The 20,711-nt window shown below is 68.7% G+C and carries 20 protein-coding genes; 15 read left to right on the forward strand and 5 right to left on the reverse strand.

Features of this window, described 5'->3' with window-relative positions; all coding sequences use genetic code 11:
- Positions 1-22: 22 nt before the first annotated feature.
- Positions 23-688, reverse strand: coding sequence for a ligase-associated DNA damage response endonuclease PdeM (gene pdeM, locus M4578_RS16030; protein WP_258094299.1), 666 nt, complete (start codon positions 686-688; stop codon positions 23-25).
- A 90-nt stretch (positions 689-778) separates the two neighbouring features.
- Entirely contained in the window at positions 779-3,202 is a 2,424-nt protein-coding gene (locus M4578_RS16035) for a ligase-associated DNA damage response DEXH box helicase (protein ID WP_258094300.1), read from the reverse strand.
- A gap of 171 nt (positions 3,203-3,373) precedes the next feature.
- Here M4578_RS16035 and M4578_RS16040 point away from each other — a divergent pair, with 171 nt between their 5' ends.
- The 4 genes from M4578_RS16040 to M4578_RS16055 all read left to right on the forward strand — a co-directional run bounded on the left by M4578_RS16040 (position 3,374) and on the right by M4578_RS16055 (position 6,636).
- Positions 3,374-3,805, forward strand: coding sequence for a CBS domain-containing protein (locus M4578_RS16040; protein WP_258094301.1), 432 nt, complete (start codon positions 3,374-3,376; stop codon positions 3,803-3,805).
- A gap of 162 nt (positions 3,806-3,967) precedes the next feature.
- Positions 3,968-4,825 carry a glutathione-dependent disulfide-bond oxidoreductase gene (yghU, locus tag M4578_RS16045; protein ID WP_258094302.1) on the forward strand — a complete coding sequence of 286 codons (858 nt, stop codon included), beginning with the start codon at positions 3,968-3,970 and terminating at the stop codon, positions 4,823-4,825.
- A gap of 171 nt (positions 4,826-4,996) precedes the next feature.
- Complete coding sequence (gene purE / locus M4578_RS16050; RefSeq protein WP_258094303.1) at positions 4,997-5,491, forward strand: 5-(carboxyamino)imidazole ribonucleotide mutase; 495 nt, start codon at positions 4,997-4,999, stop codon at positions 5,489-5,491.
- A gap of 74 nt (positions 5,492-5,565) precedes the next feature.
- On the forward strand, positions 5,566-6,636 hold the full coding sequence (locus M4578_RS16055) for a 5-(carboxyamino)imidazole ribonucleotide synthase (protein ID WP_258094304.1): 1,071 nt from the start codon (positions 5,566-5,568) through the stop codon (positions 6,634-6,636).
- 69 nt (positions 6,637-6,705) lie between these two features.
- Here the strand turns inward: M4578_RS16055 and M4578_RS16060 are convergent, their stop codons facing one another.
- Positions 6,706-7,845 (reverse strand): alpha-D-ribose 1-methylphosphonate 5-triphosphate diphosphatase, encoded by a 1,140-nt coding sequence (locus tag M4578_RS16060; RefSeq protein WP_258094305.1) that lies wholly within the window; start codon positions 7,843-7,845, stop codon positions 6,706-6,708.
- A gap of 186 nt (positions 7,846-8,031) precedes the next feature.
- Between M4578_RS16060 and M4578_RS16065 the strand changes: the two genes are divergently transcribed.
- From M4578_RS16065 to M4578_RS16095, 7 genes are all read left to right on the forward strand, one after another.
- Positions 8,032-8,475, forward strand: coding sequence for an NUDIX domain-containing protein (locus M4578_RS16065; RefSeq protein ID WP_258094306.1), 444 nt, complete (start codon positions 8,032-8,034; stop codon positions 8,473-8,475).
- A 51-nt stretch (positions 8,476-8,526) separates the two neighbouring features.
- Entirely contained in the window at positions 8,527-9,471 is a 945-nt protein-coding gene (locus M4578_RS16070; protein ID WP_258094307.1) for an ABC transporter permease, read from the forward strand.
- On the forward strand, positions 9,468-10,283 hold the full coding sequence (locus M4578_RS16075) for an ABC transporter permease (protein WP_258094308.1): 816 nt from the start codon (positions 9,468-9,470) through the stop codon (positions 10,281-10,283). The genes M4578_RS16070 and M4578_RS16075 overlap by 4 nt, the downstream gene beginning before the upstream one ends.
- Positions 10,280-11,941: an ABC transporter ATP-binding protein gene (locus M4578_RS16080; RefSeq protein ID WP_258094309.1), complete on the forward strand. Its 1,662-nt coding sequence runs from the start codon at positions 10,280-10,282 to the stop codon at positions 11,939-11,941. Before M4578_RS16075 ends, M4578_RS16080 begins: the two co-directional genes overlap by 4 nt.
- The gene (locus M4578_RS16085; protein WP_258094310.1) at positions 11,919-13,364 is read left to right on the forward strand and encodes an aldehyde dehydrogenase family protein; all 1,446 of its coding nucleotides are present in this window, start codon (positions 11,919-11,921) and stop codon (positions 13,362-13,364) included. The genes M4578_RS16080 and M4578_RS16085 overlap by 23 nt, the downstream gene beginning before the upstream one ends.
- Before the next feature lie 27 nt (positions 13,365-13,391).
- A complete protein-coding gene (locus M4578_RS16090; protein ID WP_258094311.1) occupies positions 13,392-14,132 on the forward strand; it encodes an SDR family oxidoreductase in 741 nt (246 codons plus the stop codon).
- Positions 14,133-14,246: 114 nt separating this feature from the next.
- Positions 14,247-15,251 (forward strand): P1 family peptidase, encoded by a 1,005-nt coding sequence (locus M4578_RS16095; RefSeq protein ID WP_258094312.1) that lies wholly within the window; start codon positions 14,247-14,249, stop codon positions 15,249-15,251.
- A 46-nt stretch (positions 15,252-15,297) separates the two neighbouring features.
- Here M4578_RS16095 and M4578_RS16100 read toward each other — a convergent pair whose 3' ends face one another.
- Together M4578_RS16100 and M4578_RS16105 are read right to left on the reverse strand one after the other, a co-directional pair.
- Positions 15,298-16,089, reverse strand: coding sequence for an SseB family protein (locus M4578_RS16100; protein ID WP_258094313.1), 792 nt, complete (start codon positions 16,087-16,089; stop codon positions 15,298-15,300).
- On the reverse strand, positions 16,086-16,682 hold the full coding sequence (locus tag M4578_RS16105) for a uracil-DNA glycosylase family protein (protein ID WP_258094314.1): 597 nt from the start codon (positions 16,680-16,682) through the stop codon (positions 16,086-16,088). The genes M4578_RS16100 and M4578_RS16105 overlap by 4 nt, the downstream gene beginning before the upstream one ends.
- A gap of 107 nt (positions 16,683-16,789) precedes the next feature.
- On the opposite strand from M4578_RS16105, the gene M4578_RS16110 reads away from it, so the two are divergent.
- The 4 genes from M4578_RS16110 to M4578_RS16125 all read left to right on the forward strand — a co-directional run bounded on the left by M4578_RS16110 (position 16,790) and on the right by M4578_RS16125 (position 20,689).
- Positions 16,790-17,140: an ArsR/SmtB family transcription factor gene (locus M4578_RS16110; RefSeq protein WP_258094315.1), complete on the forward strand. Its 351-nt coding sequence runs from the start codon at positions 16,790-16,792 to the stop codon at positions 17,138-17,140.
- Positions 17,133-18,155 carry a permease gene (locus M4578_RS16115; protein WP_258094316.1) on the forward strand — a complete coding sequence of 341 codons (1,023 nt, stop codon included), beginning with the start codon at positions 17,133-17,135 and terminating at the stop codon, positions 18,153-18,155. Before M4578_RS16110 ends, M4578_RS16115 begins: the two co-directional genes overlap by 8 nt.
- Positions 18,156-18,372: 217 nt before the next feature.
- Positions 18,373-19,032 (forward strand): ABC transporter ATP-binding protein, encoded by a 660-nt coding sequence (locus M4578_RS16120; RefSeq protein WP_258094317.1) that lies wholly within the window; start codon positions 18,373-18,375, stop codon positions 19,030-19,032.
- Positions 19,010-20,689 carry a KpsE/RkpR family capsule polysaccharide export protein gene (locus M4578_RS16125; RefSeq protein WP_258094318.1) on the forward strand — a complete coding sequence of 560 codons (1,680 nt, stop codon included), beginning with the start codon at positions 19,010-19,012 and terminating at the stop codon, positions 20,687-20,689. Before M4578_RS16120 ends, M4578_RS16125 begins: the two co-directional genes overlap by 23 nt.
- Positions 20,690-20,711 lie beyond the last annotated feature (22 nt).

The following is a 20,711-nucleotide window of genomic DNA, read 5'->3' on the forward strand; positions in this document are numbered from 1 at the left end:
GGGCGCGGAGGAAGGACAAGCCTCAGCCGCGCGGCATCGGGATCGCAACCGGCTGCGGCCCGGTCAGGATCGCCCGTGCCTCCGGCGCCATCAGCGCGGTCAGCGCCGCGTGATCGCTGCGCAGCCCGCCGGCATAGGCGCCATAGGCGGGCAGGATCAGCCGCGCATGATCGACCAGGAAACATGGCCGCGACAGGCTGCGCCCGCGCAGCCGCAGCCGCGCCTTGGGATGGTAATGCCCCGAGACCTCGCCCTCTGCCCCCGGCACCGCGATATGGCGGAACACCAGCGCCCCGAGCACCATCTCGGCACGATGGGTGCCGCCCAGATCCACCGGGCCGGGATCGTGATTGCCCTCGATCCAGACCCAGTCGCGCCCCGCCATCAGTCGGGCGATCCACAGCCGCTCCTCCTCGGGCAGCTCAAGTGCGATGCCCTCCGCGTCGAAACTGTCGCCGAGGCAGATCACCCGTCGCGCGCCTGTCACCACCAGATCCGCCTCCAGCCGCAGCAGCGTCTCGCGCGTCTCATAGGGCGGCAGCGCCGCGCCGCCTACCGCCGAGAGCCGCGCCGATTTTCCGAAATGCAGGTCCGACACCACCAGCAGCGCCTCATCCGGCCAGAAAAGCCCGCCCGAGCCCAGGGCCACCAGCTCTGCCCGCCGAAATCCGAATGCCAGCCCCGTCATCCGCTCCGCCCCGGCCCTTTCATCTTTCCGATAAATACTCACGTCACCCCGCCCGCCAAAGGGCACCGCGCCGGACAAATGTCACACAACTCAGCCATGCCCCGCCCCGATCCGCGCCAGCCCCGATTCGTCCAGAAGCGCCGTGATCTCCTCCTGTATCAGCCGCTCATCCGCCGAGCCCGCGATAGGCACCCGCCCGGGCTCGAGGAACAGCGGCGCCGAGAGCGGCGAGACGCGCTCCAGCCGGACGAGGTCGATCCGCTCGCCCACCCGCTGGCACATCTCGCGGATGCGGGCGAAATCCACCAGCCCGCGCATCGCCTCTTCGCGGGTGATCCGCAAGAGCAGATGGCCTGGGTCGTATTTCACCAGCGTGTCGTAGAGAATATCCGACGACATGGTGGCCTGCCGCCCGCTCTTGCGCTGCCCGGCGGTGTTGCGCTCGATCAGCCCGGCGATGGTGGCCGAGGCGCGGAAGGTGCGCTTCATCACCGCGTTGCCCGCGAGCCAGGTCTCCAGCCCCGCCTCCAGCCGCTCCAGATCGAAGAGCGGCGCGGGATCGGTCACCGCGTCGAGCCCCCAGATCAGCACCGCGTAATCCGAGGAGACAAAGCCCATCGGTGCCAGCCCCTCCTCCTCCATGCGCTTGGTCAGCAATAGCCCCAGCGTCTGCATCGCGTTGCGCCCGGCAAAGCCGTAGACCACGAGCTGCTCGCGCCCGTCATGCGGAAAGCTCTCGATCAGCAGCCGGCCGGGTTCGGCCAGGCGCGAGACCTCGCGCTGAAGCCGCAGCCAGTCGGCGGTGTGTCGCGGCAGCTCCGGCCAGCTTTGCTGCTGGAACATCTCGACGATGCGGGCGGAAAGCTGGGTGGAGGTGGAGAATTTGGTGCCCATGAAGGTGGCGATCTTTGGCTTGCGGGCGGCGTCGCGGGTGACCTCGACCACCAGCTCGCGCAGCCCCTCATAGCGCACGATCTGCCCGCCGATCAGGAAGGTGTCGCCTCTGGTGAGCGAGGCGGCAAAGCCCTCCTCGATCTCGCCCAGCGGTGCGCCGCCACGGCCGCGCCATTTCACCTTGAGCGTATCGGTGTCCTGGATCGTGCCGAGATTCTGCCGGATGCGCGTCGCCGAGCGCGGGTCGCGAAGCTGCCAGAGCCCGTCCGGGCGTCTGAGCAGGCGTTGCCAGCGGTCATAGGCGCGCAGCGCGTACCCCCCGGTGGCGCAGAAATCGAGACAGGCGTCGAATTCCTCCCGCGTCAGATCCGCATAGGCGCCCGCCGTGATCATCTCGGCATAAAGCGCGCCCGCCTCGAACGGCCCGGCGCAGGCGGCGATCAGGATATGCTGACAGAGCACATCGCGCGGCCCGCGCCCGCGCGTCTCGCCATCCAGATCGCGATCGCGCACCGCCTCCAAGGCGGCGCGGCATTCCACCACCTCGAAACGGTTGGCGGGCACCAGCAGCGCCTTTGACGGCGCGTTGTAGCGGTGATTGGCCCGCCCGATCCGCTGCACCAGCCGCTTGACGTTTTTCGGCGCGCCGATCTGGATCACCAGATCCACATCGCCCCAGTCGATGCCCAGATCCAGCGAGCCGGTGCAGACGATGGCGCGCAGGTCGCCACGGACCATCGCGGCCTCAACCTTTTCGCGCTGGCCGCGATCCAGCGAGCCGTGATGGATGCCGATGGGCAGCGCGTCCTCGTTGGCGAGCCAGAGCTTGTGGAAAAAGATTTCCGCCTGGGCGCGGGTGTTGTGAAAGATGAGCGTGGTCCTGTGGCGCTTGACCTCTTCCAGCACGGCGGGGATGGCATAGGCCGCGCCGCCGCCGGACCAGGGCGGCGCCTCCTCGGTGACCAGCATGGATATATCGGGCTCCGGCCCCGGATCGGCCTGAAGGATCTCGCAGGGGTCGGGGTGGCGCGCCAGCAGCGTGGCGATGGCCTGCGGGTCCTCGACCGTGGCCGAGAGCCCCACCCGCCGCAGACCGGGGCACATGGACTGAAGCCGCGCCAGCGCCAGCATGAGCTGGTCGCCGCGCTTGCTTTCGGCCAGCGCGTGGATCTCGTCGACCACCACCCGTTGCAGCCCGGCGAACATGCGCGGCGCGTCCTCGTAGGAGGTGAGCAGCGCCAGCGATTCCGGCGTGGTGAGCAGGATCTGCGGCGGGTCGGCGCGCTGGCGCTTCTTGCGGCTTGCGGGCGTGTCGCCGGTGCGGTCCTCGACCCGGATCGGCAGCCCGGCCTCCTCGATGGGGATCAGAAGATTGCGCCGGATGTCGGCGGCCAGTGCCTTCAGCGGCGAGATATAGAGCGTGTGCAGCCCGTCGCGCGGCGCCTCGGCCAGCTCGGTCAGCGTCGGCAGGAAGCCCGCCAGGGTCTTGCCGCCGCCGGTGGGCGCGATGAGCAGCAGACAGGGCGCACCGGCGCGGTCCAGCATGTCGCGCTGATGCGGGTGGATCTGCCAGCCGCGCCGGTCGAACCAGCCCTGAAGGGAGGCGGGAAGCTCTGTCATGCCTCGATAGATAGGACGGCGGGAACAAAAGCGAAACACGCTTGTGGCGGCGGGACGCCGATTTCCCGACGCCCGGCGCTGCGGGGTCGGGTATCCCGGACTGCCCTCCGGCGCAGGTGGGGCTATACTGTGGACCTGACTTTTCATGACGGATTTATGACGGAGAAGATTATGATCATCACATCCATCGACCAGCTTCTGAGCGGGCGGCCGCTGATTTCCGTGGCGCCCGAGACCAGCGTCGAAGAGGCGTGCAGTCTCATGGCCCGGCGGAATGTCGGGGCGGTCGCGGTTCTGCGGGACGGGCGCCTTGCCGGCATCGTCTGCGAGCGCGACGTGCTGCGCCGCTGCATCTCGGCGGGGCGTCCGGTGGCGGAAACCCCGGTGGCCGAGATCATGACCACCGAGCCGGTCACCGTGCGCCGCCGCGAGAGCCTTGCCGATGCGCAGACCAAGATGAGCGAGGGCGGTTTCCGTCATCTGCCCGTTGTGACCGGCGACGGCCGGCCGGTGGGCATCGTCTCGATGCGCGACATTCCCACCGAATACCGGCTGATGGTCGAGCGGTTCCGCGACAGCCGCCGCAGCGTTCTCGCGGGGTGATGCGGGGCGGGGGCGCCCGGCCTTCAGCCTGTGCAGGCCCCGCTCCGGCGCGCTCTGCGCGCCTGGCCGCAAAGCCTTTGTGCATTCCGGCACAGTGCAGCGGCTGGCATTCTCGGCGCGCGGGCTTAGGTTCGGAAAGCGAACAGCACAGGAAGCGCATCCATGAGCGAAGACTACACCCCTCCCCGCGTCTGGACCTGGGAGCAGGATAACGGCGGGGCCTTTGCCTCGATCAACCGCCCCATCGCGGGCGCCACCCATGACAAGGAGCTGCCGGTCGGCAAGCATCCGTTCCAGCTTTACAGCCTGGCCACGCCCAACGGGCAGAAGGTGACCATTCTTCTCGAAGAGCTGCTGGCGGCGGGGTTCAGCGGCGCCGAATATGACGCCTGGCTCATCCGCATCAACGAGGGCGACCAGTTCGGTTCGGGCTTTGTCGAGGTGAACCCGAACTCCAAGATCCCGGCGCTGCTCGACCTGTCGGGCGAAAAACCCGTGCGGGTGTTCGAATCCGGCGCCATCCTGCTGCACCTGGCCGAGAAATTCGGCGCCTTCCTCGGCGCGCCCGAAAACCGCGCCGAAATGCTGTCCTGGCTGTTCTGGCAGATGGGCAGCGCGCCCTATCTGGGCGGTGGCTTCGGGCATTTCTACGCCTATGCGCCCTACAAGATGCAGTACCCCATCGACCGCTTCACCATGGAGGTGAAACGCCAGCTCGACGTGCTCGACCGGCATCTGGCGGACAAGCCCTTTATGGTGGGCGACAGCCTGACCATTGCCGACATCGCGATCTGGCCCTGGTACGGGCGCACGGTGCAGGGCGGCTCTTACGACGCGGGCGAATTCCTCGACGTGCAGAGCTACAAGAATGTGGTGCGCTGGGCCGACGAGATCGGCGCGCGTCCGGCGGTGCAGCGCGGGCGCATGGTCAACAAGGCCTTTGGCGAGCCGCATGAGCAGCTGCACGAGCGTCATGACGCGTCGGATTTCGAGACGCGGACGCAGGACAAGATCGGCTGATCCCGCGCCCGGTTCGGCGGCCGGAGGCCTCCGGCGGGCGTATTTGGAGAAAGATGAAAGGGCGTGCGCGGCGGCGCGCGTCCGTTTGCGGATTGGTCCGGGGCCCGCGTTGCATGGACAAGCGCGGGGGCGCCGGTATAGTGCGGGCTTCGGGTATCGCGAGGGCGCATTATGGCGGAAGAGACGGTCAAGGTCGGCATCATCATGGGCAGCCAGTCGGACTGGCCCACCATGGAAGAGGCCGCGCGGATTCTGGACGAGCTGGGGGTGGCCTATGAGGTCAGGATCGTCTCGGCCCACCGCACGCCGGACCGGCTCTGGACCTATGGCAAGGAAGCCGCCGGGCGCGGGCTTCAGGTGATCATCGCGGGCGCCGGTGGCGCGGCGCATCTGCCGGGCATGATGGCGTCCAAGACCCGTGTGCCGGTGATCGGCGTGCCGGTGCAGACCCGCGCGCTCTCGGGTGTCGACAGCCTTTATTCCATCGTGCAGATGCCGCGCGGCTTTCCGGTCGCCACCATGGCCATCGGCGGGGCGGGGGCGGCCAATGCCGGGCTCATGGCGGCGGGCATTCTGGCGTTGCAGGACGCGGCGCTTGCCGAGCGGCTCGACGCCTGGCGCGAGGCGCTGTCGGCCTTGATCCCCGAAGAACCGGAGCGCGGCTGAGCCGCGATTGCCCGCTTGCGGGCGGGCGCGTTTCGCGGGACAAGCGCCGCAGCACATCAGAGCGGAGGCAGATCATGTCCGACCCACTTCCCCAGGGCGCGACCATCGGCATTCTCGGCGGCGGCCAGCTAGGCCGCATGCTGTCCGTCGCGGCCAGCCGTCTCGGCCTGCGCTGCCATATCTTCGAGCCGGGCGAGGCGCCGCCCGCGGGCCAGGTCGCCGATGCCGTGACCACCGCCGCCTATGACGACCGCGCGGCGCTGGAGGCGTTTGCCGCCTCGGTCGATGTCATCACCTATGAGTTCGAGAACATTCCGACCGAGGCGCTGGATCTTCTCCAGGCGCTGAAACCGATCCGTCCGGGGCGCGAGGCGCTGCGGGTCAGCCAGGACCGGCTTACCGAAAAGACCTTCCTCACCGATCTGGGGCTCCGGACCGCGCCCTTTGCCGACATCACCGATGCCGACAGTCTGATGCAGGCGCTGGAGATCATCGGCGCGCCGGCGATCCTCAAGACCCGCCGCTTCGGCTATGACGGCAAGGGGCAGGCGCGCATCCTCAAGCTGGAGGACGCGGGCCCCGCGCTGGAGGAGATGCGCGGCGCGCCTGCCATCCTCGAAGGATTCGTCGAGTTCTCGCACGAGGTGTCGGTGATCGCCGCGCGCAGCGCCGACGGCGCGGTCGCCTGTTTCGATCCGGGCGAGAACGTTCATCGCGAAGGCATCCTGCGCACCACCACCGTGCCCGCGCGGCTGACCACGGCGCAGCGCACCGACGCCGTGCTGCTGGCGGCCAAGATCCTCAACGCGCTGAACTATGTGGGCGTGATGGGGGTCGAGCTTTTCGTGACCCCGCAGGGGCTCTTGGTGAACGAGATTGCGCCGCGGGTGCATAATTCCGGCCACTGGACGCAGAACGGCTGCACCATCGACCAGTTCGAGCAGCATATCCGCGCGGTCGCCAACTGGCCTTTGGGCGACGGCAGCCGCTATGCGGATGTGCAGATGGAAAACCTCATCGGCGACGATCTCGACAAGTTGCCGGATCTGTCGCACGAGGCGGATACGGCGATCCATCTCTATGGCAAGGCCGAGGTCAAGGCGGGCCGCAAGATGGGTCATGTCAACCGGATCGTGCGCGGGTAGCCATCGTCTCGGGTCGGGGGGCTTGGCCGGTGCCGGGCCTTCTGGCGCAGGGGAGCGGCCCGCCCGGGGTCAGATCAGGCGCTCGGCAATCTCGCCGGAGAGCCATGCGATCTGACCGCCGGCCACGGTCATGACGATGCGCCGCGTGTCGCGGGTCATCACCACCAGATCGGCGCGCAGCCCGGGCGCGAGCCGCCCGCGGTCGTCCAGCCCCAGCAGCCGCGCGGGCCCGTCCGAGACCAGCCGCCAGGCGGCGGCCTCGTCGAGCAGGCCCAGTTCCACGCAGCGCCAGGCGGCGCGGGCGGGGGCGGGGTAGTGATAATCCGAAGCGAGCGCGTCGCAGAGCCCGGCGCCGATCAGCTCGGCGGCGGCGATGTTGCCCGCATGGCTGGCGCCGCGCACCACATTGGGCGCGCCCAGCACCACGGAGTCCCTACCGTCGCGGGCGGCCTGCGCCGCCTCGCGGGTTTCGGGGAATTCGGAAATCCGCACGCCGCGCGCGCGCCAGAGGGTGCGACCGGCGGTGGTGCGGTCGTCATGGCTGCCCATGCGGATGCCTTGGGCGGCCAGCCGCGCGCAGAGCGCGTCCAGGGCCGCGGGCACCTCGTCCTGGCGCGTGTGCAGGGCTTGCATCAGTGCCAGATGCGTCTCGGGCGAGCGGCCGGATTTCAGCGCCTGCCCGGTCAGGCGGGGCGGTTTGCGCCCCTCGGCCAGCCGGGCATGGGGAAGATGGTCGTTGAACACCACATAGCCGATCTTCCAGCGGGCCAGCGCCGCTTCGGCGCGGTCGAAGGCATCGAGGTAATGGGTTTCGAGCCGGAGTTGCAGGCGCAGGTCCACGGGCACGGTCGGCGCCACCTCGGCGACCGAGGCAAAGACCTCCTCGGCGAAATCTGGGCCGCGCATGCCGCCTTCCCAGGACCAGAACTGCGCCAGCATGGCGGTGGTGATGCCGTTGGCCGCAAGCTCGGCGGCACAGGCCAGCACCCCGGCGGAACGCTCGCGCAGGGCGCCCCGGCGCGGCGCCATGTGGCGTTCGAAGCCGTCGCCATGGGCATCGACGATTCCGGGCAGAATATCGTAGCCGCGCAGGTCGATCCGTCGCCCTTCGGGGGCGGCGGCGATGCGCCCGCCGGCGATGGCCAGCGGCGCCGTGTCCCAGCCCTCGGGCCGCATCACCCGGGCGCCCTCGAAGCTCAGCGACAGCATGTGCGGTCTCCCCTCCGATATGCTTGCCGCGCCCGAGCGCGACCAAGATCTGTGCCGCGACAGCTCTGCCCGCAGGATGCGGCGGACCGGGCCGGTTGGGCGGGCGGCGAAAGAGGGGGCGGCAGTGGGCACATGAGGCGGGGATACGGCCTTCCGCCTCCCGGCGAAAGGTGCAAAGCTCCGGCCATGTCCAGATCGCCCCGCCTTGCCTGCCGCGCCGTGCTTCTGCACGAGAACCGATTGCTCCTGGTCAATGCCTGGCCCGGGGCGCAAAGCGATCTCTGGTGCGCGCCGGGCGGCGGCGCGAATCCGGGGGCCTCGCTGCCCGACAATCTCGCGCGTGAGGTGCATGAGGAAACTGGCCTGCAAGTCACTGTCGGCGCGCCCTGTCTGGTCAACGAATATCACGATCCGCAAAGCGGGTTTCATCAGGTCGAGATCTTCTTTCGCTGCACGCTTGTGGCGGGGGCGCTTTCGGAGGCGTGGCGCGATCCCGAGGGCATTGTGCACACGCGCCGCTTCGTCACCCGGGACGAGATGGCGGCGCTGCGCTTCAAGCCCGACAGCCTGCCGGATGTCGCCTGGGGGGAGGGGCCGGGCTATGATCCTCTGGAACTGCTCGCGCGGTAGGCGCGGCGATCGCCGCTGGACCGGCGCCGCGCCGCGGCATAGGCTCTGACCATGCTTGCCTACGCTTTGAAACGACTGGCCTTTCTCGCGATCAGCCTGGTGGTTGCCTCGCTGGTCATCTTTCTGGTGGTCGAGGTCGCGCCGGGCGATCCGGCAAGCTATATGCTGGGGATCAACGCGCGGCCCGACACCGTGGCGGCGCTGCGGGCCGAGCTGGGGCTCGATCTGCCGAAACACGAACGCTATCTGAGCTGGCTTGCGGGAATGCTGCGCGGCGATTTCGGCACCTCCTACACCTACCGCGCGCCGGTCGCGCAGATGGTGGCCGAGCGGCTCTGGGTCTCGCTGCCTCTGGCGCTTTATGCGCTGACGCTGTCGACGCTCATCGCCTTTCCGGCGGGGATCTATGCCGCCGCGCGCCGGGGCCGGGCGGGCGACATGGGGGTGATGGCGGCGACGCAGCTCGGCATCGCCGTGCCGAATTTCTGGTTCGCCATGCTGCTGGTGCTGCTCTTCGCGCTGAAGCTGCGCTGGTTCAGCGCCGGAGGCTTTCCCGGCTGGGAGACGCCGCTGCTGGGTCTGAAGGCGCTGACCCTGCCCGCGCTGGCGCTGGCGCTGCCGCAGGCGGCGATCCTCGCCCGGGTCATGCGGTCGTCGCTGATCGACATTCTGCACGAGGATTTCATCCGTACCGCGCGCGCCAAGGGGCTGTCGCGCCGGCAAGCGCTCTGGCGCCACGGGGTGCGCAATGCGCTGATCCCAGTGCTGACCATCATCGGGCTGCAATTCTCGTTCCTGCTGGCCGGGGCGATCATCATCGAACAGGTGTTCTTCCTGCCGGGTCTGGGGCGGCTGATCTTTCAGGCGATCACCCAGCGCGATCTGATCGTGGTGGAATCGGTGGTCATGCTGCTGGTCTTCGCGGTGATCGCGGTGAATTTCCTCACCGATCTCGCCTATGCCGCGGCGGATCCGCGGCTGAGGAGCCGGACATGACCCGCAACCTGCTGCTCGGCGCGGCGCTCACCTCGGTGTTTCTTGTCGCCGCGCTGCTGTCCTTCGTCTGGACCCCTTACGACACCGGCGCCATGGCCATCGCCGAGCGGCTGCGGCCGCCCTCGGCCGCGCATCTTCTGGGCACCGACCATTTCGGCCGCGACATCCTCAGCATGATCATGGTGGGGGCGCGGACCTCGATCGCCGTGGCGCTGGTGGCGGTGGGCATCGGCATGGGCGCGGGGGTGCCGCTGGGACTGGCGGCGGCGGCGCGCCGGGGCGGCTGGCTGGACGAGCTGATCATGCGGATGAACGATCTGATCTTCGCCTTCCCCAGCCTGGTGATCGCGATCCTGATCACCGCGATCTTCGGGCCCGGCGCGACCAATGCCATCATTGCCATCGGCATCTTCAACATCCCCGTCTTCGCCCGCCTCGCGCGCGGGGCGGCGCTGCCGCTCTGGAAGCGCGAATTCGTCATGGCGGCGCGGGTGGCGGGCAAATCCGCGCCCCGCATCAGCGCCGAACACATCCTGCCCAACATCGCCAACCTGCTGATCGTGCAGGGCACCATCCAGTTCTCGCTGGGCATTCTCGCCGAGGCGGGGCTTTCCTATGTGGGCCTTGGCACGCAGCCGCCGGTGCCGTCCTGGGGGCGGATGCTGGCCGATGCGCAGACCATGGTGGCGCTCGCGCCGCATGTGGCGATCCTGCCGGGCCTTGCGATTGTCTTCATGGTGCTGGGGCTCAATCTTCTGGGCGACGGGCTGCGCGACCGGTTCGATCCGAAGCTGCGGAGCCTGCGCGCATGAGCGGGTCTGTCGAGACGCAATCCTCCGGGGCGGCAAAGGCATTGCTGGAGATCGACCGGCTGTCTCTGAGCATTCATGGCAAACCCATCATGACGGATCTTTCGCTGAGCATCGCCCCCGGCGAGATCGTTGCGCTGACCGGCGAATCCGGATCGGGGAAATCCATGACGGCGCTGGCGGCGATGGGGCTTTTGCCCCATGCCGCGCGCTGCACGGGGGCGCTGCGTCTCGATGGCACCGATCTTCTGGGGCTCTCCGAGGACAGGCTCTGCGGGATTCGCGGCCGCGAGATCGGGATGATCTTTCAGGAGCCGATGACCGCGCTCAACCCGGTGATGCGGATCGGTGATCAGGTCGCGGAGACGATCCTCGTGCACCGCGCGATGGGCCGTGCCGCCGCCCGCGCCCGGGCGGCGGAGGTGCTGGCGCGGGTCGGCTTGCCGCCAGAGCGGGTGCCGCCCGCGCGTTTTCCGCACGAGCTGTCGGGCGGGCAGCGGCAGCGTGTGGTCATCGCCATGGCCATCGCCCTGCGCCCGCGCCTGCTGATCGCCGACGAGCCGACGACGGCGCTGGATGTGACGACGCAGGCGCAGATCCTCGATCTGCTGCGCGACCTGGTGCGCGCGGAGGGGATGGGGCTGATGATGATCACCCACGATCTGGCCGTGGTTTCGGAGATGGCCGACCGGATCGCGGTGATGCGGGGCGGGGAGATCGTCGAGCAGGGCTCGACACGGGCGCTTTTCGCGCAGATGCGGCATCCCTATACGCGCCAGCTTTTCGACGCCTCGGGGCATCGCGCCGATCTGCCTCAGGCGCGGGCCGGGGCGCCGCTGCTGCGCGTCGCCGAGGTCACCCGCAGCTATCCGGGGCCGCGGCGCGCGCTCTTCGCCCCGAGACCGGGGCTCATCGCGGTGAACGGGGTGAGCTTCGACATCCGGCGCGGCGAGCGGGTCGGGCTGGTCGGGGAATCGGGCTGCGGCAAGTCCACGCTGGCGCGCGCCATCCTTGGGCTGGAGCCGGTGCAGGCCGGCGAGATCACGCTGGACGGGCAGCCGGTGCTCTCGCATGGCCGGCCGGATCCGGAGGTGCGCCGCCGTGTGCAGGTGGTGTTTCAGGATCCTTACGGGTCGTTCAACCCACGCCACAAGGTGGGCCGGCTTGTCTCCGAGCCCTTCCACCTGCTGCCGGACCCGCCCAGGGGCGCGGCGCGGGACAGGGCCATCGCCGAGGCGCTGACCGCCGTCGGGCTCGAGCCCGGCCATGCGGAGAGCTATATCCATGCCTTCTCGGGCGGGCAGCGGCAGCGCATCGCCATCGCCCGGGCGCTGATCATCCGGCCCGAGCTGGTGATCTTCGACGAGGCGGTCTCGGCGCTGGACGTGCGGGTGCGGGCGCAGATCCTCGATCTAATCGCCGATCTGTCGCGGCAATACGGGCTCACCTATCTCTTCATTTCCCACGATCTGAGCGTGGTGCGCGGCATCACCGACCGGGTGCTTGTCATGCGCGCGGGCGAGATCGTCGAGCAGGGGCCGACCGAGGCCGTGTTTGACAAGCCCGGGCATTGGTATACCAAATCCTTGCTGGCTGCGGCGCCCATCCTGCCGCGGCTGTCGGGAGGAGGAGACAAGGATGCGGAACAGCCTGTGGCGTGACAGCGCCCGGATGCTGATCGGCGGCACATGGCGCGAGAGCGCCGCGACGCTGCCATTGGTCAATCCATCGACGGGAGAGGAGATCGGGCGCATCGCGCGCGGCACGGCGGCGGATATCGACGCCGCCGTGGGCGCCGCGCAGGCGGCGCTTGCGGGCGAGTGGGGCCGGAAGACGGCGCTGGAGCGCGGGCGGCTGCTGACGCGGCTTTCGGCGCTGGTGCTGGAGCAGGTCGATTTGCTGGCCGAGCTCGAGGCGATGGATGTGGGCAAGCCGCTGTCGCAGGCCCGCGCCGATGCGCTGGCGCTGGCGCGCTATTGCGAGTTCTACGGCGGCGCGGCGGACAAGGTGCATGGCGCCACCATCCCCTATCTCGACGGCTACACCGTCTACACGCTGCGCGAACCGCATGGGGTGACCGGCCATATCGTGCCCTGGAATTACCCGATGCAGATCATCGGGCGTTCGGTCGGCGCCGCGCTGGCCATGGGCAATGCCTGCGTGCTGAAACCGGCGGAGGATGCCTGCCTGACGGCGCTGGCCTTTGCCGAACTGGCGCAGGAGGCGGGGCTGCCCGACGGCGCGCTGAACGTGGTGCCGGGGCTGGGCGCCGAGGCGGGCGCGGCGCTCGCGGGCCATCCCGGCATCCAGCATGTGAGCTTTACCGGCTCGGTCTGCACCGGCGCCGCCGTGCAGCAGGCGGCGGGGGCCAATGTGGTGCCGGTGACGCTGGAGCTGGGGGGCAAGTCGCCGCAGATCGTGTTCGCCGATGCCGATCTGGACGAGGCGCTGCCGTTTCTGGTGAACGCGGGGTTGCAGAACGCGGGGCAGACCTGTTCGGCCTCGTCCCGGATTCTGGTGCAGATGCCGCTGCTGGAAGAGGTCTGCCGCCGCATGGCCGAGGCTTATGCCGCCAAACTGGTCGGCCCGGCGATGGCGGATTACGACGTGGGGCCACTGATCAGCGCGGTGCAGAAGACCCGCGTCGAGGGGTTTCTGGCGCAGGGCGCCGACCTGCCGCTGCTGGCGCGGGCGCGGCTGGCGCCGGATCTGCCGGAGGGCGGCAACTACGTGCAGCCGAGCCTCTTCGGCCCGGTGCCGCCCGACCATGTGCTGGCGCGGGACGAGGTCTTTGGCCCGGTGCAGGTCATCATCCCCTTCACCGACGAGGAGGAGGCTCTGCGCATCGCCAACGGCACCGATTACGGGCTGGTGGCCAGCGTCTGGACCCGCGACGGGGCGCGTCAGATGCGGCTGGCGAAGAAACTGCGGGCGGGGCAGGTGTTTCTGAACAATTACGGCGCCGGGGGCGGGGTGGAGCTGCCCTTTGGCGGGGTCGGAAAATCCGGGCACGGGCGCGAGAAGGGCTTTGAGGCGCTTTACGGGTTTTCGGTGCTGAAGACGGTGGCGGCGCGGCACGGCTGACGCGGTGTGAGACGGGAGGAGAGGATTATGAGATTGCAGGGAAAATGCGCCATCGTGACGGGCGCCGGATCGGGCTTTGGCGAGGGCATCGCCATGCGCTTTGCCGCCGAGGGCGCTCGGGTCATGCTGGCCGATATCAACATGGAGGGCGCCGAACGGGTGGCAGCCGCCTGTGGCGGCATCGCGCAGCAGGTCGATGTCGCCGACGGGGCGAGCGTGGCCGAGATGGTGGACCGGGCGCTGAGCGAGATGGGCCAGATCGACATTCTGGTCAACAATGCCGGGATCACCCATCTGCCCGCGCCCATGGAAGAGGTGAGCGAGGCGGATTTCGACCGAGTCTTCGCGGTGAACTGCAAATCGGTCTATCTGACCGCAAAGGCGCTGGTGGGGCATATGAAGGCGCGCGGCTCCGGCACGATCCTGAACATCGCTTCCACGGCGGGGGTGTCGCCGCGTCCGCGCCTCAATTGGTACAACGCTTCCAAGGGCTGGATGAACACGGCCACCAAGGCGATGGCAGTGGAGCTGGCGCCCGCAGGCGTGCGGGTCAATGCGCTGAACCCGGTGGCGGGGGATACGCCGCTGCTCGCGAGCTTCATGGGGGAGGACACGCCGGAGATGCGGGCGAAGTTTCTGGCGACGATCCCGCTGGGGCGGTTCTCGACACCGGAGGATCTGGCGAATGCGGCTCTGTATCTTTGTTCCGACGAGGCCGCGATGGTGACCGGGGTCTGCATGGAGGTGGATGGCGGGCGCTGTATCTGAGCGCGCGCGATTTGGCACGGGCGTGCCGTGCGTATTTGGAAAGAGAAGAAGGGCAAGGGCTTGCGCCTTGACGGCGGGCGTCGGACAACTGCGGAAAGCCTGAGGAGGAGTGCCATGCGGCCCGGAGCCCGGAACCTGATCACAGATGTGCCCGGCCTGCGGGTCGGCAATGCCGAGGATGCGGCGCTGAAATCCGGCGTCAGCGTGGTGACGGCGGAGACGCCGTTCGTGGCTTCGGTGGCGGTGATGGGCGGGGCGCCGGGCACGCGCGAGACCGATCTTCTGGCCCCCGACAAGACCGCGCCGGGGGTGGATGCGCTGGTGCTCTCGGGCGGCAGCGCCTTCGGGCTGGCGGCGGCGCAGGGGGTGATGGATGCGCTGCACGAGGCCGGGCGCGGGTTCGAGGTGCTGTCGGCGCGGGTGCCCATCGTGCCGGCGGCGATCCTTTTCGACTTGCTCAACGGCGGCGACAAGGCATGGCGCGAGAATCCCTATCCGGCACTGGGCCGCGCCGCATTGGCGGCGGCGGGCGAGGCGTTTGCGCTGGGCAGCATCGGCGCGGGCTGCGGGGCGCAGACGGCGATGCACAAGGGCGGGCTCGGCTCGGCGAGTCTGGTGCTGGAGGACGGCATCACCGTGGCGGCGCTGGTGGCGGTCAATCCGATGGGCAGCGTGACCACGCCCTCGGGGCGGTATTTCTGGGCGGCGCCCTATGAGATCGGCGCGGAGTTCGGCGGGCTGGGGAGCGACCCTGCGGGTTTTGCCGCCCTGCCGGAAAGCCGCAAGCTCTCGGCCATGGCGGGGATCGGCAATACCACGATCGCGGTGGTGGCCACCGATGCGGCGCTCGACAAGGCGCAGTGCCACCGCATGGCGGTGGCGGCGCATGACGGGATCGGGCGGGCCATCGTGCCGGCGCATTCGCCGATGGACGGGGATCTGGTCTTTGCCGCCGCCACGGGCGGGCAGGCGCTGGTGGCGCCTGCGATGCAGCTTGCCGCCATCGGCCACGCGGCAAGCGTCTGTCTGGCGCGGGCCATCGCGCGGGCGGTCTGGGAGGCGGCGCCGGCGCCGGGCGATACGTTGCCGACGCTGCGCGAGGAGCTGGGGCGCGGGTGAGCCCGAGGCCGGGCACCGCATGCGCCGGGCCTGGCCCGCGACCGCGCTAGCGTAGGATCGGCGGGCTGTCCGGGTCGGAGCCCGGGGCGATGCGTTCCACCCGCTCGGGCTCCTGGAGTTCCGGCAGATCGAAGCGCAGGCCCACGCGGGTCAGGCTGGCCGCCAGCGGATCGCTGTCGCGGATGAACAGCACGTCGAGCGCGCCCGCCTCGATGCCGGAAAACACCAGCGCCTCGTTCACCGCGCGGGCCAGCGCGTCCTCGGCGCCGGGGACCGTGCCCGCGAAGGCCAGAAGGTGACTGCGGGTGTTGTCGGAATAGGCGACCCCCGCCAGCCAGGCGCAGCGCGCGAAACCGGCGGCGGTGGCGAGCTTGGTGTCGAGCGCCGTGACCAGCACCTCGGGCAGCCCCGCCGGGGCGGTGACCTCTTCGATATGCGCCTCGGTTTCCTGCGGCCCGTGGCCCAGCGTCTCGGCCAGCCAGTCCACCGCCTGCGCCGGCAGCAGGATCGAGGAGGGCGCGACCTCGATATTCACCGCAAGCCCGATCCCCTGCCCGGCGAGCATCGACGCCACCGCACGGCCCGACAGCGCCGCATAGGGCGCGGCCTTGCCCACGAATTGCGACAGCCGCTCTTCGCGGTCGAAGACCAGCACAAAGCTGGCGTCGGCCAGTTCGAAGAGCTCGGGCTCGATCCGGTCGCCTTCGGCCTCGCGGGTGAGCAGCAGGAACAGCTCGGAATCGGCGAGCCGTTCGTAAAAGCGCAGCCGGGCGGCATCGTCCTGCGGCGCGGCCTCCATGGCGGCATGGGCCAGATCGAGCGGGGTGTCTTCGGTCATTCCAGTTCCTCGCGGACGCGGGTGCGCAGGACGGGCAGCAGCTCGTCCTCGAACCACGGGTTGCGTTTCAGCCATGCCGTATTGCGCCAGGACGGATGGGGCAAGGGGATTGCGTCCGGCAGGAAGTCGCGCCAGCGCCGGACCGTCTCGGTGACGCCGGTCCTGACCCCCAGGTGATAGCGCTGCGCATAGCCGCCGACATAGATCCGCAGCCGGACCTCTCCCAGCGCCGCGAAAAGCGCGTCGTGCCAGGTGTCGCGGCAGATCGGCGGCGGCGGCAGATCGGCGCCCCTTGCGTCGTAGCCGGGGAAGCAGAAGGCCATGGGGATGATGGCCACGCGGCTCTTGTCCCAGAAGGCGGTCTCGTCGATCCCCAGCCAGTCGCGCAGGCGGGTGCCGGAGGGATCGTCGAAGGGGCGTCCGCGCTCGTGCACCTTCAGCCCCGGGGCCTGACCGGCGACCAGCAGCCGCGCGCCGGGGGCGAACCAGACCACCGGGCGCGGTGCGTGGCGGGTGGCCGTGGCGGCGAAGCGGTCGGCGCAGAGGCGGCAGGCAGAGAGCCGGGCGGAGAGATCGGCAAGCGTTTCGGTCATGTCCCGACAGGTAAGCGCGCAGGGGCCGGGGGGCCAGAGGGAAGATCATTTCGAGATTTGTCGAAATAAAACTTGCGCCAGAGAATTATTTCGATAATTCTAGAAATATGAAACACGACTCGTCCTCCGATCCGTCTCCCGACATGGCGCTTGAAATCGCCGCGTCGAAATTCGCCGCGCTGGGCTCGGAACAGCGCCTGAACGTTCTCAAGACGCTGGTGCGCTCCGGTCCCGAGGGGCTGAGCATCGGCGAGCTGGGCAAGCGCACCGGGGTCACCGGGTCGACGCTGACCCATCACCTGCGGATTCTGACGCAGGCGGATCTGGTGCGGCAAAGCCGTGCCGGACGCAGCATCATCTGTGCCGCGGCGGCCTATGAAGAGGTTCGGGCGCTGTCGGCATTCCTTCTCACCAATTGCTGTGCGGATTGCGCGGCGGCGGAGCATGACCATGGCTGATACCAGTACGCTTACAAACCGGTTGCCCCGGATCGACAAGGCCTGGGCGGCCAGCGCGGCGGTGCTCGCCGCGGTCGCGCTGATGGATACGGGCCAGGTCTGGCCCACCGCTAGCTTTGCGCTCGAGGCGCTCTGGCGCACCGCGCCCTTCATCCTCTTCGCTGTGCTGGCGGTGGCCTATGTCAAGGCGGCGGGGGCCGAGACGCTGCTGTCGCGCGCCTTCGAGGGGCGCGAGACGCGGATGATCGTCTTCGCCGCGCTGCTGGGCGGGCTGTCGCCGTTCTGCTCCTGTCAGGTGATCCCCTTCATTGCCGCCCTGCTGGCGGTGGGGGCGCCGCTGAGTGCGGTCATGGCCTTCTGGCTGGCCTCGCCGCTGATGGATCCGGCGATGTTCCTGATCACCTCGGGCACGCTGGGCTGGGATTTCGCCGTGGGCAAGGCCGTTGCGGCGGTCGGGATCGGGCTGCTGGGCGGGGCGGGCACGATGCTGCTCAAAAGCACCCCCGTCTTTGCCGATCCGCTGCGCGCAAAGCCCAAGGTTGGCGGCTGCTGCGGCGTGCAAAAGCCCTTCCAGGGCAAACCCGTCTGGCGCTTCTGGCAGGACGGGGCGCGGCGCGAGGTGTTCCGCGACGAGGCGCTGACCAATCTGGTCTTTCTGCTGAAATGGCTGCTGCTGGCCTATCTGCTGGAATCGGTGATGCTGCGCTACATCCCGGCCGATGCCATCGCGAGCCTTCTGGGCGGCACCGGTCTCTGGCCGATCCTGCTGGGCGCCTTCGTGGGGGCGCCGGCCTATCTCAACGGCTATGCGGCGGTGCCGCTGGTCGATGCGCTGCTGGCGCAGGGTATGGCGCCGGGGGCCGCGATGAGCTTTGTCGTCGCCGGAGGCGTGAGCTGCATTCCCGCCGCCGTCGCGGTCTGGGCGCTGGTCAAGCCGCGGGTCTTTGCCGCCTATCTCGGCTATGCTGTGCTGGGCGCGGTGATCGCCGGGCTGGTCTGGGGCGCCATCGCCTGAGCCGCCAGAAAACAGCCTTCGGCGGAGCCAGTTTCGGCTTCGCCGCCGGGACCAAGACCCCCGGAGGGGCGCCCGGTTCCGGCATGGGCGCCGACATTTACGGCGACAATTGTCCTTTGTTTCCAATTTGAGCCATAATATCACCAGAATCCGCACCTAAGACATGCTTAATCAGCCTCCGTTACAAGCGGAGAGAACACGGGCCGGGGCAAGGTGGATGTTAGAGTTCGATATGGTGAGCAAGTCCTTCTGGACGGGGACCAGGCGCAAGGTGATCCTTGACCGCGTGTCCTTCCGGGTGGAACTTGGCCAATCGCTGGGCATCCTCGCACCGAACGGCACCGGCAAGACCACGCTGATCCGGATGATGGCCGGGCTGGAGAAACCCGACGAGGGCGAGATCCGCCGCGGTTGCCGGGTGTCCTTTCCGCTGGGCTTCATGGGCGGGGTGATCTCCAAGATCTCGGCGCGGGAAAACGCCCGCTTCATCGCCCGGATGTACGGGATCGACCCGGATTACGTCGAAAGTTTCTGCCGCTGGCTCTGCGGGCTGGGGGAGTATTTCGACCAGCCCATCGGCACCTATTCCAGCGGCATGCGGTCGCGTTTCACCTTTTCGCTGATGCTGGCACTGGATTTCGACATCTATCTCATCGACGAGGGGATGCCGAACTCCACCGATGCCGAGTTCAACAGGAAGGCCGGCGACATCCTCGCCGAGCGGCTGCGCACGACGACGATCATCATCGTCTCGCACCAGCCGCCGATCCTCGAGAAATTCGCGCGCAAGGCCGCAGTCCTGATGGACGGCAAGTTGCACATGTTTGAAACCTTGGAAGAAGCGAAGCAGCTCTATGACTACGAAACCCAAGGCTAAGAAGTTCCGTATCCGCCGCAACGCCGCAAGCGAGGGCGCCGCGCCCGAGGCGCAGCCCGATCTCAGGGCGGCGCCGTCGCCGCAGGCCCAGCCGCGTCCGCAGCCCGCCGCGCCGCGCCCGGACGCCGTGCGCGCCGGCGAGGTCAGCTCTGCCGCGCAGGTGGCGGGCGAAACCGATATGGATGCCATCCGGCGCGAGGGGCTGACCGGCCGCCAGCTTCGCATGGCGCGCCGCGTGGCGCAGAAACACGGGCTCGCGCCGACCTCCGATTTCGACGCGGTGCGCCTGCTGCGTGCCCGTGGCATCGACCCGTTCCAGCGCACCAACATGCTGGAACTCGTGGTGCCGGAGACCGGGGGAGCCGGTGGCGGTGCCTCGGTGCCGCCGAGCGGCGCTCAGGCCGCGCCCACGCCGGCGCCGCGCCCCGATCCCAAGATCCAGTTGCCGCAGACGGTGCCCTCGGGCGGCAAGCCGCAGCTTCCCTCGACGCAGATGGCCAGCCCGGCCGAACGCCGCGCCGCCGAGATCATGCAGATCCAGAAGGAGCTGGCATCGCGCCGCCGCAAGAAGCTGATGCTTCTGCTGACCCGGCTGGCCTTCTTCGTGTTCCTGCCGACGATCATCGCGGGCTATTACTTTTATGTTGTCGCCACGCCGATGTTCTCGACCAAGTCGGAATTCCTGATCCTCAAGGCCGAGAACTCCGGCGGGCAGCTCGGCAGCCTGTTCTCGGGCACGCAATTCGCCACCAATCAGGATGCGATCGCGGTGCAGAGCTACCTGCTGTCCAAGGACGCGATGCTGCGCCTGGACCGCGACGAGGCGTTCAAGGCGCATTACGAGCAGGAGTGGATCGACCCGATCCAGCGGCTCGACGCCGGGGCGTCGAACGAAGAGGCCTACAAGCTCTACAAGCGCAATATCGAGATCGGCTACGATCCGACCGAAGGCGTGGTCAAGATGGAGATCATGGCCGCCGATCCCGAAACCGCGGCGCGGTTCAGCAAGGCGCTGATCGGCTATGCCGAGGAGCGGGTCGACAACCTGTCGCTGCGCAAGCGCTCGAACGCGGTGATGGATGCCGAGACCGGGCTTGAAGATGCAGAGCAGGCCCGTTTCGACGCGCAGGAAAAGCTGGTGCGTTTGCAACAGGAGGGGGCGGTGATCGACCCCGAGGGCCGTATCGCGGCGCTGCGCGGGCAGATCAACAATGTCGAGATCCAGCTTCAGGAAAAGCGGTTGACGCTACAGGCGCTGCTCGACAACGCCCGGCCCAACCAGGCCAAGGTCGATGGCGCCCAGGGCGATGTGCGGCGGCTCGAAAACCTGCTGGCCGAGCTGAACGCCGAGATGACCACCGCCACCACGGGCGAGGATTCGCTGGCCGAGATCGCCGTGCAGATCAAGCTGGCCGAGGCCGATCTCTCGACCCGCGACCTCATGCTGCAAACTGCGCTGGAGCGGCTGGAACAGGCCCGGCGCGACGCCGACAGCCAGGCGCGCTACCTGACCACCTCGGTGGTGCCGGTCGCCTCCGAAGATCCCAGCTATCCGCGCAAGTTCGAAAACACGATCCTCGCCTTCCTGATCTTCTCGGGGATCTACCTGATGATCTCGCTCACCGCGTCGATCCTGCGGGAGCAGGTCTCGAGCTGAGCCTCGGTCGAGGCACGAAAAA

Source organism: Salipiger pentaromativorans (genome assembly GCF_024721115.1).
Lineage (GTDB): Bacteria > Pseudomonadota > Alphaproteobacteria > Rhodobacterales > Rhodobacteraceae > Salipiger > Salipiger pentaromativorans.

What these genes read in the sequence shown, in the direction of transcription:
- pdeM (WP_258094299.1), bottom strand. Translation starts at nt 688, where the DNA reads ATGACGGGGCTGGCATTCGGATTTCGGCGGGCAGAGCTGGTGGCCCTG.
- M4578_RS16035 (WP_258094300.1), bottom strand. Translation starts at nt 3,202, where the DNA reads ATGACAGAGCTTCCCGCCTCCCTTCAGGGCTGGTTCGACCGGCGCGGC.
- M4578_RS16040 (WP_258094301.1), top strand. Translation starts at nt 3,374, where the DNA reads ATGATCATCACATCCATCGACCAGCTTCTGAGCGGGCGGCCGCTGATT.
- yghU (WP_258094302.1), top strand. Translation starts at nt 3,968, where the DNA reads ATGAGCGAAGACTACACCCCTCCCCGCGTCTGGACCTGGGAGCAGGAT.
- purE (WP_258094303.1), top strand. Translation starts at nt 4,997, where the DNA reads ATGGCGGAAGAGACGGTCAAGGTCGGCATCATCATGGGCAGCCAGTCG.
- M4578_RS16055 (WP_258094304.1), top strand. Translation starts at nt 5,566, where the DNA reads ATGTCCGACCCACTTCCCCAGGGCGCGACCATCGGCATTCTCGGCGGC.
- M4578_RS16060 (WP_258094305.1), bottom strand. Translation starts at nt 7,845, where the DNA reads ATGCTGTCGCTGAGCTTCGAGGGCGCCCGGGTGATGCGGCCCGAGGGC.
- M4578_RS16065 (WP_258094306.1), top strand. Translation starts at nt 8,032, where the DNA reads ATGTCCAGATCGCCCCGCCTTGCCTGCCGCGCCGTGCTTCTGCACGAG.
- M4578_RS16070 (WP_258094307.1), top strand. Translation starts at nt 8,527, where the DNA reads ATGCTTGCCTACGCTTTGAAACGACTGGCCTTTCTCGCGATCAGCCTG.
- M4578_RS16075 (WP_258094308.1), top strand. Translation starts at nt 9,468, where the DNA reads ATGACCCGCAACCTGCTGCTCGGCGCGGCGCTCACCTCGGTGTTTCTT.
- M4578_RS16080 (WP_258094309.1), top strand. Translation starts at nt 10,280, where the DNA reads ATGAGCGGGTCTGTCGAGACGCAATCCTCCGGGGCGGCAAAGGCATTG.
- M4578_RS16085 (WP_258094310.1), top strand. Translation starts at nt 11,919, where the DNA reads ATGCGGAACAGCCTGTGGCGTGACAGCGCCCGGATGCTGATCGGCGGC.
- M4578_RS16090 (WP_258094311.1), top strand. Translation starts at nt 13,392, where the DNA reads ATGAGATTGCAGGGAAAATGCGCCATCGTGACGGGCGCCGGATCGGGC.
- M4578_RS16095 (WP_258094312.1), top strand. Translation starts at nt 14,247, where the DNA reads ATGCGGCCCGGAGCCCGGAACCTGATCACAGATGTGCCCGGCCTGCGG.
- M4578_RS16100 (WP_258094313.1), bottom strand. Translation starts at nt 16,089, where the DNA reads ATGACCGAAGACACCCCGCTCGATCTGGCCCATGCCGCCATGGAGGCC.
- M4578_RS16105 (WP_258094314.1), bottom strand. Translation starts at nt 16,682, where the DNA reads ATGACCGAAACGCTTGCCGATCTCTCCGCCCGGCTCTCTGCCTGCCGC.
- M4578_RS16110 (WP_258094315.1), top strand. Translation starts at nt 16,790, where the DNA reads ATGAAACACGACTCGTCCTCCGATCCGTCTCCCGACATGGCGCTTGAA.
- M4578_RS16115 (WP_258094316.1), top strand. Translation starts at nt 17,133, where the DNA reads ATGGCTGATACCAGTACGCTTACAAACCGGTTGCCCCGGATCGACAAG.
- M4578_RS16120 (WP_258094317.1), top strand. Translation starts at nt 18,373, where the DNA reads ATGTTAGAGTTCGATATGGTGAGCAAGTCCTTCTGGACGGGGACCAGG.
- M4578_RS16125 (WP_258094318.1), top strand. Translation starts at nt 19,010, where the DNA reads ATGACTACGAAACCCAAGGCTAAGAAGTTCCGTATCCGCCGCAACGCC.